General features: G+C 33.5%; 14 protein-coding genes. 5 read left to right on the plus strand and 9 right to left on the minus strand.

Going from position 1 to position 12,089, the window contains the following annotated elements; all coding sequences use genetic code 11:
- The first annotated feature begins 19 nt into the window (after positions 1-19).
- Together ABD745_RS16070 and ABD745_RS16075 are read left to right on the plus strand one after the other, a co-directional pair.
- Complete coding sequence (locus tag ABD745_RS16070) at positions 20-379, plus strand: hypothetical protein (RefSeq protein WP_344832182.1); 360 nt, start codon at positions 20-22, stop codon at positions 377-379.
- 70 nt (positions 380-449) lie between these two features.
- Positions 450-1,283: a hypothetical protein gene (locus ABD745_RS16075; RefSeq protein WP_344832185.1), complete on the plus strand. Its 834-nt coding sequence runs from the start codon at positions 450-452 to the stop codon at positions 1,281-1,283.
- Between the two features lie 50 nt (positions 1,284-1,333).
- On the opposite strand, the gene ABD745_RS16080 is transcribed toward ABD745_RS16075, so the two are convergent.
- On the minus strand, positions 1,334-2,446 hold the full coding sequence (locus ABD745_RS16080) for a 5-(carboxyamino)imidazole ribonucleotide synthase (protein ID WP_344832188.1): 1,113 nt from the start codon (positions 2,444-2,446) through the stop codon (positions 1,334-1,336).
- Between the two features lie 147 nt (positions 2,447-2,593).
- Positions 2,594-3,142: a DUF1543 domain-containing protein gene (locus ABD745_RS16085; protein WP_344832191.1), complete on the minus strand. Its 549-nt coding sequence runs from the start codon at positions 3,140-3,142 to the stop codon at positions 2,594-2,596.
- A gap of 84 nt (positions 3,143-3,226) precedes the next feature.
- Between ABD745_RS16085 and ABD745_RS16090 the strand changes: the two genes are divergently transcribed.
- Both ABD745_RS16090 and ABD745_RS16095 read left to right on the plus strand, forming a co-directional pair.
- A complete protein-coding gene (locus ABD745_RS16090; protein WP_344832194.1) occupies positions 3,227-4,057 on the plus strand; it encodes a sulfite exporter TauE/SafE family protein in 831 nt (276 codons plus the stop codon).
- On the plus strand, positions 4,057-4,440 hold the full coding sequence (locus ABD745_RS16095) for a DUF1634 domain-containing protein (protein ID WP_344832197.1): 384 nt from the start codon (positions 4,057-4,059) through the stop codon (positions 4,438-4,440). The genes ABD745_RS16090 and ABD745_RS16095 overlap by 1 nt, the downstream gene beginning before the upstream one ends.
- Positions 4,441-4,447: 7 nt before the next feature.
- On the opposite strand, the gene bla is transcribed toward ABD745_RS16095, so the two are convergent.
- Genes bla through ABD745_RS16110 form a run of 3 tightly spaced genes read right to left on the minus strand, consistent with a single transcriptional unit; the run spans position 4,448 to position 6,159 of the window.
- The gene (bla, locus tag ABD745_RS16100) at positions 4,448-5,308 is read right to left on the minus strand and encodes a subclass B3 metallo-beta-lactamase (protein WP_344832200.1); all 861 of its coding nucleotides are present in this window, start codon (positions 5,306-5,308) and stop codon (positions 4,448-4,450) included.
- Positions 5,309-5,328: 20 nt separating this feature from the next.
- Entirely contained in the window at positions 5,329-5,706 is a 378-nt protein-coding gene (gene gloA2 / locus ABD745_RS16105; protein WP_344832203.1) for an SMU1112c/YaeR family gloxylase I-like metalloprotein, read from the minus strand.
- Between the two features lie 6 nt (positions 5,707-5,712).
- Positions 5,713-6,159, minus strand: a complete 447-nt coding sequence (locus ABD745_RS16110; RefSeq protein WP_344832206.1) for a nuclear transport factor 2 family protein — start codon at positions 6,157-6,159, stop codon at positions 5,713-5,715.
- Between the two features lie 331 nt (positions 6,160-6,490).
- Between ABD745_RS16110 and ABD745_RS16115 the strand changes: the two genes are divergently transcribed.
- On the plus strand, positions 6,491-7,378 hold the full coding sequence (locus tag ABD745_RS16115) for an endonuclease/exonuclease/phosphatase family protein (protein WP_344832209.1): 888 nt from the start codon (positions 6,491-6,493) through the stop codon (positions 7,376-7,378).
- A 54-nt stretch (positions 7,379-7,432) separates the two neighbouring features.
- Here the strand turns inward: ABD745_RS16115 and ABD745_RS16120 are convergent, their stop codons facing one another.
- From ABD745_RS16120 to ABD745_RS16135, 4 genes are all read right to left on the minus strand, one after another.
- Positions 7,433-7,747 (minus strand): GIY-YIG nuclease family protein, encoded by a 315-nt coding sequence (locus ABD745_RS16120; protein WP_344832212.1) that lies wholly within the window; start codon positions 7,745-7,747, stop codon positions 7,433-7,435.
- 198 nt (positions 7,748-7,945) lie between these two features.
- Positions 7,946-9,004 carry a diphosphomevalonate decarboxylase gene (locus tag ABD745_RS16125; protein ID WP_344832214.1) on the minus strand — a complete coding sequence of 353 codons (1,059 nt, stop codon included), beginning with the start codon at positions 9,002-9,004 and terminating at the stop codon, positions 7,946-7,948.
- Between the two features lie 61 nt (positions 9,005-9,065).
- Positions 9,066-10,835 carry an AMP-dependent synthetase/ligase gene (locus ABD745_RS16130; RefSeq protein WP_344832217.1) on the minus strand — a complete coding sequence of 590 codons (1,770 nt, stop codon included), beginning with the start codon at positions 10,833-10,835 and terminating at the stop codon, positions 9,066-9,068.
- Entirely contained in the window at positions 10,832-11,845 is a 1,014-nt protein-coding gene (locus tag ABD745_RS16135; protein WP_344832220.1) for an NAD-dependent epimerase/dehydratase family protein, read from the minus strand. The genes ABD745_RS16130 and ABD745_RS16135 overlap by 4 nt, the downstream gene beginning before the upstream one ends.
- Between the last annotated feature and the right edge of the window lie 244 nt (positions 11,846-12,089).

The following is a 12,089-nucleotide window of genomic DNA, read 5'->3' on the forward strand; positions in this document are numbered from 1 at the left end:
AAAAAACAAATAGCCAATTATGAAAAAGACATTAATAATCATAACCTCAATTTTACTGCTTATCGTAATCTCCTTTACTATTTACTGGAATTTATCTATTGAAATCACAAGAAAATCTGATATAGAATTCGGGAATAAAATCATTCAAAATATTGAAGCTTACCAAAAAACAAATGGAAAACTTCCTGAAAATAACGATCCTGAAACATTGAAAAAATTAGGCTTCAAAATGGAAGAATCAACGATTCACCTTGACTATGCAACAGATAATAAAGATTTTTTTGAACTTACTTATCTTGAAGGTTTTGATGGACCTTACCTTTTATGGAATTCCAAAGACCGAAAATGGACAATCGATTATCCTAAAATTTCTAAATAAAAAGATCATAATATCATTTTTCACCTGCGAAAGAGTTTACTATATTTGCAAGTTTTAAACTAATAATTAAATGAAAAAATTATTCGCAATAATTTCTATACTATTTTTATTCTCCTGTAATAATAACGACGATGAAACTGTTCAAGAGCAAAAATGCTATATGACAAAATTTAACAAAGCTGTCATAGCTCTTGCTGGACAACAATTTTATACTTCTGAATATGTTTACGATGGTAATAGAGTTATTAAAAAATTAGAATATAAATTAATTGATAATAGTGCTCCCGGTCAACAATATCCGACTTATGCACCTCAATTAGACAGAACAATTGAAGTTCAATATAACTCTGCAAATCAACCGATAAAAATTATTCAGCCATTAGATATTTACAATACACAAACTATTGATTATTTACTATATGATAATCAGGGAAGACTGTCTGAAAAAAATATCGTAACGGAAGATTATGCTAATAATTTTAGTTATACGAAAAATGCTATTTATTCATATAATTCCAATAATCAAATAATCAGTATTTCGGAAAAAACAACTAATAATTGGGGAGATATTTACAACGAAAATACAAAGAGTCTTACTTATGACACAGATGGGAATTTAAGAGTAATTGAGCAAGTAAACGCAGGTAATTCCGGATATAAATGGGTCACAAAATATGATAATTACGACTCTTATAAAAATCCGTATGCCAATGTAAATGTTCCGTTTGAAGATATTTTCTTTTTAAGACTTTCTAAAAACAACTACAGAAAATATTTTAAGACAATGGTCTACACCACAAATTCACCAACAAATCCGGCTGCTCCCTATGAAAGTAGTGAAATTAGTGGATATGAATACACAGAAAACGGATATCCAAAAATTGCCGAATATAAATGTAACTAAATAAAAAAGACTGCTTCCAGCAGTCTTTTTCAATATAATAAGTTTTTCAATTACTCCGCAATCACTCTCACCATTTCCTTTACCATCACCAATTTCTCCATCAGTTCTTCTTTAGACTCTGCCAAAACATTGATGTGCCCCATCTTTCTTCCCGGTTTGGTTTCTGTTTTTCCGTAAAGGTGAATATAAGTTTCGGGTAATCTCAGAACGTCTTCCATTCCTTCATAAATTACTTTTCCTGAGAAACCTTCTGCTCCGACCAAATTCAGCATTCCACTGTAAATGATGGCATCTGTATCTGCTAAAGGTAGATTTTTCACCACACGATACATCTGTTCAAACTGTGAATTGGCATTTCCTTCCTGACTTTGATGTCCCGAATTGTGCAATCTCGGAGCCGTTTCGTTTACCCAGACTTTGCCTTCCTTATCTAAAAATAATTCAATAGCAAAAAGTCCCGGAGAATTGATTGCATTTAAGAATTTTTCTGTGATCGAATTAATCTGTTCTTCAATATCTTCATCCAACAAAACCGGACAAATATTAAAATCCAATAAGTTCAGTTTCGGATCGGCAACCATTTCCGTTACAGGGAAAGTTTTTGTTTCTCCGTTTTCATTTCTTGCAACAATTACAGAAAGTTCTTTGTCAATATCCACCAATTTTTCAATGACAGAATCCTTAATCCAAAGGTTTTTCATATCTTCATTCGTACGAATTACCTGAACTCCTTTCCCGTCGTAGCCTCCAGTATTCATTTTCTGCACAAAAGGTAACGGCATTCTAATTTCGTCGGAACTTCCATCCATTACTTCAAATTCCGGACTTGGAATATCGTGAGCTTTATAGAATTCCTTCTGAAGGATTTTTTGCTGAATAGTTTTAATAATAGTAGAATTCGGAACAACTTTTATTCCCTGAGTTTCTAATTCAGCTAAGGCATCAGCATTTACATGTTCGATCTCGATAGTTACCACATCTTTATCTTTACCGAAATTCAAAACGGTTTCATAATCATTAAAACTTCCCTGTGTAAAGTAAGAAATATTGTGGCAAGGTGCATCAGAAGCCGGATCCAATGTATAAAATTCATCGTCATATTTCAAAGCTTCCTGAATCAGCATTCTCCCGAGCTGTCCTCCTCCTAAAATTCCTATTTTCATTTTTTAACTTTTATTTTTTCTGTTAGATTTAAATTTTATTACAGTTATTCAACATTGGAATTGTCATTCCGACGAAGGAGGATCTATAAAATTAGCTAATCCAGATTCTTCACTCCACCCTGTTTCGTTCTGAATAACAACAAAACTTTATATTTTATCAATTTTCAAATATCCCAATCCCATCAGATTTTCCTGATTTTCTGTATCGGATTTTTTCAGGGTAATCGAATATTTTTCTTTCATCTTTTCCGACAGAATATCACTTACATTGAAAATATCATCGATGTCAACGCCATGTTTATCGTCAATATGACTTACCGCTCCTTCAAATCCCATCGTTTTATAAAATTCGGTAGTCTTGGCTTTTTTCACAATATCACTCATTGATTTTCCAACCATCAGATGCTGCTCATGAAATTCTTCAAAAAAACCTTTTTTATATCCTCCAAGATTAATAAAATACAATTGCTCTTCGGATGTTTTTTCTCCCTTTTCAATAATTCGTACTTCATATCCATCGGCAAATTTCACTTCCTGGTAACAATCCAGATGGATCTTTCCATCTGCTTCCTTCCAGAATTCTTTTATTTCGGGAACAAGATCTTTCAGGCTTTCTGCAATTCCGAAAAATACATCATGCTGTTCAATATTCCTTCCTTTCGGTGTTGCTCCGAGGATGATATAAAATAGTTTCATTAAAATTCTGTTTATGCAAAAATACATCAAATTTATCTTTTTCAAACGTTTGGCAGACTGTTACAATAGTTTTATATTTGTAGCATGTCAGAAATCATTATTCTCTTCCTTGGAGCAATTTCGGCAGGACTTCTGGGTTCACTGACCGGTTTAGGAGGAGGAGTTATCATTATTCCTTTATTAACGCTGGGTTTCGGTGTTCCTATGCATTATGCGATTGGCGCTTCTCTTATTTCCGTAATCGGGACTTCTTCCGGTGCGGCGGTAGCTTTTGTAAAAGAAGGTTTTACCAATATGAGAATCGGAATGTTTTTGGAGATCGGCACTACAGCCGGAGCCATTATCGGGGCTTTGGTTTCGGGAATGCTTAATCCGAATACGATCGGAATTATTTTCGCAAGTATCCTTCTTCTGACAGTTGTTTTAAATTTAAAAGGAAAACCAGATCATCAGGCACCTGTTATTAAAGGAAGTTTGGAGGAAAAATTAAAACTATACGGAACTTTCCCAGATAAAGGTGTCCTGAAAAGCTATTCTGCAAGAAATACAGTTCCCGGATTTTTGATGATGATGTTTGCGGGTGCAATGTCCGGATTATTAGGAATCGGTTCCGGTGCTTTAAAGGTTTTGGCGATGGATAATATGATGAGATTACCTTTTAAAGTTTCTACAACGACCAGCAATTTCATGATCGGTGTAACCGCAGTTGCAAGTGCAATGATCTACTTCCAGAGAGGTGAAATTATTCCTGTAATTGCCGCTCCCGTATTGGTTGGTGTTGTAGTCGGAAGTTTCATAGGATCAAAAACCCTGATGGTTTCAAAGACAAAAAAATTAAAGGTATTTTTTGCTATTGTCATCACGATTTTGTCGGTTTATATGATGTACAACGGTATCAATAAAAGTTTCAGATAATGAGAAAGAACTTCACAGACGTAGATCTGAACCGTTCCGTAGGAAATCTTCTTAGATTGGGCGTTATTTTATCTGTTATCACTTCACTGATTGGTTTTGCAAAACTGTTCATCGAAGGTTTTAAAATGCCAGAAAAATATACTTCCTTCAATATGGGAACCTCTTCCGAAAAGGTTTGGGGACACTTTTGGCATTCTCTGTGCGCAGGAGAAGGAATGGCAATTATACAATTGGGAATCCTTATTCTGATTATTACTCCTTTAATGAGGATTGTATTTGCTTTGATAGGGTATTTAAAAGAAAAAGACTACGTTTATGTAGTCATTTCTTCAATTGTTCTGGCAATTATGGCGATAAGTTTCTTTACTGGTTACGCTCATTAATCCACTTTTATTCGGCTGATTTTTTAAGATATTCTTTTTCTAAGGAATCAATTTCATCCAGATATTCTTTTTTATTCATGAAAACCTCAGGATTATATGCATCTTTTGGTTTGTGTTTTTCGTGCAGATCAAACTGACTTGCATGTGAAGCTACCCAAATATCAAAATCCAGCTTCTTCATTTCTTTTAAAGTATATTCATAATCTTTCTGAATCGCAGGATAAGAGGCTACTTCAGAAAATTTCTTATCAATAATAATCGTAGGCATATTAGCGATTAAAACTTTATATTTTCTCTTGTTGTCTTTGGTTTCAAACAAATAACTGCATGAACCTTTTGTATGTCCCGGATGATGTAACATCATTAATTTAGTATCACCAAGTGTTACGACATCTTTATCCTTTAAAACATAATCCGGAGTAATTGGCTCAAATGTAACCCCATATTTTCCCATTTCATAATCAGATTTTCCACCGCTTTTCAGAACATCAGCGTCAGCTTTGTCGACATACAATTTTGCTCCGGTCTCTTTTTTTATCGCAGCCATTGCTCCTAAATGATCATAATGCGCCTGTGTAAGCAATAATATTTTGGTATCGTTATAATTGAAACCAAGTTTCTTTATATTATTTTTAATCATCGGAAGTGAATCTGCCAATCCTGTATTAATCAGAATATTCCCCTTTTTAGTTACTATAAGATAAGAAGCCAGATCATACGTTCCCACGTAATATAGATTTCCGGCAACTCTAAAAGGTTCATAAGATTGCGACCATTTTACCGGATGATCTTTAGGTTCATTGACAGTTTGGGCGTGAAACTGAGAGCTTGCTAAAGCGAAGATTAGAAAAGCTATATATTTTTTCATTATTAAAGTTCATTTATTTTCTACATTTCATAAAATTCCAATGGCAATTGATCAGGATCTTGGGTGAAGAAAAACTCCTTTCCTGTGAATTCATCTATTCGGATTTCTTCGCAGCTTAATCCTTTTTGAATTAATTCTTCCCGTTTTTTATTAACATTTTCCACTGAAAAAGCCAAATGTCTTAAACCACAAGACTCAGGACGGGACGGTCTTTTCGGCGGATCAGGAAAGGAAAAAAGCTCGATGACATAATGATCTCCGATGGCAAGATCGAGTTTATAAGACTGTCTTTCTTCACGATAAACTTCACGGATGATATTTAATCCTAAAACTTCGGTGTAGAATTTTTTGGAAACTTCGTAGTCTGAGCAAATGATTGCGATATGGTGGATTTTCATTTAATTTTATTTTAATTCTTTACAATTATCTTTTCTTCTCGTATCGATTAAATACTGGATTTTCCATTCGCCGTTCTGTTGCTTTACTAATTGAAAACTGTTCGATCCGCAATGAGAAAATTTCCCTTTAAAATAAAAAGAATAAGGTGTAAAAACACTCGCCAGATTTCCGTCTGTATGAATGGCATCAATAATAATTCTTTCATCAAGATCATCTTTCGCCATTTTTGAAATGGAAGCAATAAATTCTTTTATATCTTCGCTTTTCACACCGTCTTTTGTAATCGTTTGAAGGATTGCAGTATCAGAAAAAGTGGTTTTTAATAATTCCGGGTCGACATTTTTCATGGCAAGAAATAAATTCCGGATTGGTTTTTCCACTTCCTGATTCCGGGTTTGCTGACCGAAGCAAAAACTACCGAACAGTAAGGCAATAGCGAATATTTTATTCATAATATCTGTTTATTTTGTGATTAAATAAAAATAGGAAAATAAATTTTAACCTCTGTATCAATTCACAAAGTTTAAATGTCAATTTAGTCGAAAAGTTATAAAATTGAATTAAATTTATCCGTTTATTTTGATTGATATGTGGATATTTTATCTGGTTCTTACCTTTTTGTTATTAGTTTTAACCATACTCCCAAAGATTCAGCATTCGCACTGGGTTTTTCGTGTTCCTGAATTTGGTAAAATACAGCTTACCTATTTTATTTTTTTCACCTTTATTTTGGGTTTCCTGATTGATTCTTCGGAGAATTTCTGGTATTATCAAAGTCTTTTGATGATAATGTTTGTTCATCATGGTATTACGCTTATAAAATACACTCCGATTTATCCTGTTAAAAAACATTCTCAACAAAATCAGTCTTCCGAAAAGCTGCATTTTATTTCCGCTAATGTCTATCAGTTTAATAAAGAATATGAGCGGTTTATTCAGTTAATAGAAAAGCACCAACCTGAAATGTTCCTCACCATGGAAAGCAACGGTGATTGGGAAAAAGCATTGCAGCCTTTGGAAAAAGACTATCCTTATCAACATAAAATCACGTTGGAAAATACTTACGGAATGCATTTTTATTCAAAAATTGAAATAAAAGATTCTAAAACTCATTATTTTGTAGCCGATGATATTCCTAGTATTGAAGCTCATTTAAAAACAAAAGACGGATTTTCATTTGTCTTTTTTGGAGTGCATCCGCCGCCGCCAAGCCCGACGGAAGAAGAGACATCAAAAGAAAGAGACGGTGATTTGCTGAGTGCGGCAAAACGTGTCAGAGAAATTCATGAACCCGTTATCGTTGTAGGAGATTTTAATAATGTTGCATGGTCGAAATCCTCTATTTTATTCAGAAAAACAAGCCATTTGATTGATCCGAGAATTGGTCGGTCTTTTGTTTCTACTTTTCACGCCAAATATCGTTTGTTGAGATTTCCGATCGATCTTATGTTTCACAGTGAAGATATTTTTATTAAAGATTTAAAAACCCTTGAAAATTTCGGTTCGGATCATCTTCCGGTTTATTGTGAATTTTTTATTGATCATAAAAATAACGGTCAGGAAGAACGAATCGATTATGCTACACAAGAAGAAAAAGCCGAGGCTGAAGAAATGATTCAGGAAGGAAAAGAAGAGGATGGAAATCGGGATGCTGTGGCGACTGAGGACTGAGGATTGAGTATAAAAATAATACTTAAAGTTTAATCTAAGCAGAGTTTTAATCTTTTAGAATTCAAATAAATAATTCCAAAAATCTAAATTAGGATTTACAGATCTTATTAATTCTAGTTTTTTATTTCTTGAAAAATCTTTAATCTCTTTCTCTCGCTCAATAGCTTGTTGAATCCATCCAAATTTCTCGTAATAAATTAGAAATTCAACATTATATTTTGCAGTAAAACTGTTGCCATTTTGTTTGGTCGAATGCTGATGCAAGCGTTGGTGAAGATTGTTCGTTACACCTGTATATAAAACAGTTTTTCTTTTATTTGTAAGAATATAAACATAAAATTTATAAATTCCTTCTGAGAATTCTATCATTTGTGTGTTGTGTTTTTAATTAATATTGCCTAGATTCCTATGGAATGACAAACTTTATGTTTAAAAATAATCAATCTATTTTAATAAGAATATTACACAAAAATTTGTCATTCCGTAGTAATCTAAGCTAACAAATTTAAAAATAAAAAAACGGACTAAAAAAGCCCGTTCAATATTTAAATTTATGATAGTTTAAAGCTAAAACCTCATCACATCCTTTACTACTCCATTATTCTGAGTATGTTGTAGTAATTCGACTTCAATAAAAGATTTTATTTTTTCTTCAGAACCGTTGTTCGGAAATAAAAGATGAACGTTTGCACCTGCATCTAATGTGAAGAATAAAGGTAAATTTGTTTCTGTTCTGAAATCCCAAATCTTATTAATCACTTCCAATGTTCCGGTTTTCATTAAAATAAAAGCAGGATCGCTCATCATCATCATGGCGTGAAGCGTCAATGCTTCGTGTTCTACCAGTTTTATAAAGCTCTGTAAATCTCCATTGGCTAAAATTTCTTTCATAGGACCGAAATTTTCTCTCGCTTCCTGAAATCTTCTGTCTGCGTAAGGATTTGTATTCATCAAACCGTGTCCGACTGTTGAAGAAACACTTTTCTGACCTTCATGAATCAATAAAACCCAATCGTTAAAGTTCTTGAAAATCTCATGAATTTCATCATTTGGATATTGTACAGCAAAAAGATCCGAACTTCCCCTCACCTGAGATTCGCCCCAAACTACCAATCCGTTGTATAAACTTCGGCACGCACTTCCGCTTCCCAATCTTGCTAAAAACGAAGCTTTTCTTAATGATTCTTCTTCTGAGGTTTTCCCGGAAAAAATTTCATCTAAAGCCATTAAACATTTTGCGATCGCTCCAAAACCTGAAGCCGAACTTGCAATTCCTGAACTGTGAGGAAATGTGTTCTCGGTTCTGATGATATATTTCCCTTTTAAAATCCACGGAAGATATTGTTCGATATTTCTAAAATATTTTTCAATTTTTTCGGCGAATTTTATTTCCTCATTTCCTGCTAAAAACGTTTGCACAGAAAATGGCTCATCAGCCAAAAACTCTATTGTAGTATTGGTTTTACAATGGTTTAATGTATAACTGATGCTCGGATTTGCAGGAATCTGATTGTCATATTTTCCCCAATATTTGATCAAGGCAATATTTGACGGGCAGCTTTCTGAAACCGTTTGGTTATTTATTGTAAATTCGTTATTTCCTAGAAATTCCTGTGTTGTTGTCATAGTTTTAGTTTAAAAAATGATAAACTTTAATTTCTTTTAACCTTAAAAAGTTTAAAGATTTTTAATACATCTTCTCGATAAGATCCGCATATTTCTTAAGAACTACATTTCTTTTTACTTTTAACGTAGGAGTGATTTCTCCTGTATTAATATCAAAATCTGAAGGCATCAAGGTAAATTTTTTCACCTTCTCAAAATCTGATAAATGGCTTTGTAATTCTTTTAATTTTTCTTTATAAAAATCGTTTACCTTTTCATTTTTTACGATTTCTTCCCAATTGGTAAACGAGATATTATTTTTCTTGAGAAAATCTTGTAAAAACTCAAAATTCGGAACAATTAAAGCTGAAACAAACTGCTTTCCTTCCGCAATTAATACAATCTGATTAATAAAATTATTATTGGTAAGAATATTCTCAATCTGCTGCGGAGCAATGTATTTTCCGTTTGAAGTTTTCATAAGATCTTTGATCCTGTCTGTGATGATCAGATTTCCTTTTTCATCAAATTTCCCGGCATCACCTGTTTTAAACCAGCCGTCTGCCGTGAAAACTTTCTGAGTTTCTTCAGGTTTATTGTAGTAACCCTTCATGATACCGTTTCCTTTTGCCTGAATTTCATCATTTTCACCAATCCTGATTTCAACACCAGGTAAAGGAAGTCCACAAGTTCCATGTTCGAAATGAGCCAGAGGAAAGGCCGTTAATGTGGCAGTAGTTTCCGTCAGACCGTAACCAACCGTGATATGAAGCCCCATTGCTTCGAATAATTGCGTGACATCGGGAGAAACGGAAGCTCCTCCACAAGGCATAAACCAAAGTCTGCCACCCATTTTTTCTTTAACTTTATTAAAGACTAAAGCATCGGCAACCGAATGTTTCATCATTAACCCAAAAGGAATTGACCTCTCTTTTCTTTTTAATTCTGAGAACTGTTTACCAACTTCGATCGCCCAATCGAAGATTTTTTTCTTTAATGATGAACCTTCTTCCGCTTTTTCCAACACTCCGGCGTAGACTTTCTGGAAAAATCTCGGAACAGCACACATCATCGTTGGTTTTACTTCTTCTAATGCTTTTGCAATATTTTTAGGATCTTCAAGGAAATATACTCTTGCACCGCCGTACAGACAAAGCAAACTCCAGCTTCTTTCGAAAACGTGTGTTAATGGTAAAAAGGCCAGTGAAAGCTCTTCTTCAAAGTTTTTAAATTTAAAAAATTCAAAGTGAGCATCAAAAGCTTTTATGAAATTTCCATGAGTCAACATCACTCCTTTTGGTGTTCCTGTTGTCCCGGAAGTATAAATCAAAGTAGCAATATCATCATATTCTTTCTTGCAAAATTCAAACTTAGCGGAAGATTTTGCAATGAAATCCTCCAGATAAAAACTGCTGAATTCTTTTTTGATCCAAACCGCTTTTTTAGAAATAATAATGGTTTCAAGACTATTTTCTTCCTTTTTCAAAATTTCTAAAGAAGCATCATATTGAGCCTGATCTCCGACCAAAATAATTTTTGCACCGGAATCTTTAATAATATATTCTGCCTGTTCAGCATTGTTGGTTGAATAAATCGGAACTGTAGCAGCTCCAACAGAAAGTGCTGCAAGATCAAAAATCATCCATTCGGAAGAATTTTCTGCGTAAATAGCAACTTTATCATTTTCCTGAATTCCTGCATTTACAAGCGCATTTGCAGTTTTAGAAACAATTTCACTGAATTTTTGCCAGCTCAATTCTTTCCAGCCTGCATCTTTCTTTTTAAACCCAATTGCAGATTTTATAGCATGCTTTTCTACATTTTTTTTGATAATTGCCTCTGCAAGATTCATTTCTTCAACTTTTTATCGTTAATATAATTATTCAAATGAAAATCAACACTTTCTGAAACAGAAATAAATTGATAATCCAGTTTTTCTTTAATTTTTTGATTGGAAATCACATTGAGCGTAGAAATAGCTTCAATATTCGTTTTTGTGATCATTCTTAATTTAGGAATAAACCATCCGAACAGAATATTCGCCCATCTTCCCAAATTCAGCTGAAATTTTGAAAGGATTTTAGCTTCTTTTAAATCTAATTTTGATCTAATCTGTTTTCCTAACTCTGCGTAACCTTTATTTTCAGAAACGATGATAAAACGTTCTCCAAAAATATTTTTCTCCATCAATTCTATTGAAATTTCAGCAACATCTCTCACATCTACATAGCTCGTTCCGCCAGAAAATGTAAAGCCATTATTTTCAAAAGTCGGAAAAATATCTCCGCTGCTCGTTCCCCAATTTCCGCTTCCTATAATCATTCCGGGATTAATGATAACGACATTCAAACCTTCTGCAGAAGCTCTCCACGCTTCCATTTCAGAAAGATGTTTTGATAATGAATAGGCTGAATGTTCCAACTTCGGATTAAAATCAGATTCTTCGTCCAATTCTCCTTTTTCATTAAAATTATCAAGTACAGCAATCGAACTTACGTGAAGGAATTTTTTAACTTCAGAATTTTCACAGGCATACAAAAGATTTTCTGTACCTTTTATGTTAGTATGATACATTTCTTTTTCATCTTTAGGATGGAAACTCACTTTTGCCGCACAATGATAAACCTCATCAACATCTTTCAAAGCGTTTTGAAGTGCTCTTACATCATCAAAATTGATATCAACCCACTCAATTTTATTGAAAAAATCGTCGGGATTATCCGTATAAAATGTATAAGAATGCCTTACTTCGTTTAAATTGCTTGTCGGTCTTTTTGCTGCACGAACATTTTTTCCTTTTTTTAAAAGTTCCAAAACAATTACTCTGCCTAAAATTCCGGTCGCTCCCGTTACAAAAACCATCAGTTGATATTACTTGATTGCTTACTAAAATATGATAATATTCTGCGTTATGCAAATTTGCGATTTTTAAAGGAGAATTCAATTTTTAATTGATGAGAAATGATAAATAAATTTGAAAATAAAGCTTAGAAATTTCATTTAATATACTCTGTCAGGCTGAGGTTCTCGAAGCCCTATTGCAAAACCCTTCAACAACCTCAGGGAGACATTGCCAATACCAACAGGATTATTCAAAAAGAAAACG

The sequence above is a fragment of the Chryseobacterium ginsenosidimutans genome, assembly GCF_039536845.1.
GTDB lineage: Bacteria > Bacteroidota > Bacteroidia > Flavobacteriales > Weeksellaceae > Chryseobacterium > Chryseobacterium ginsenosidimutans_B.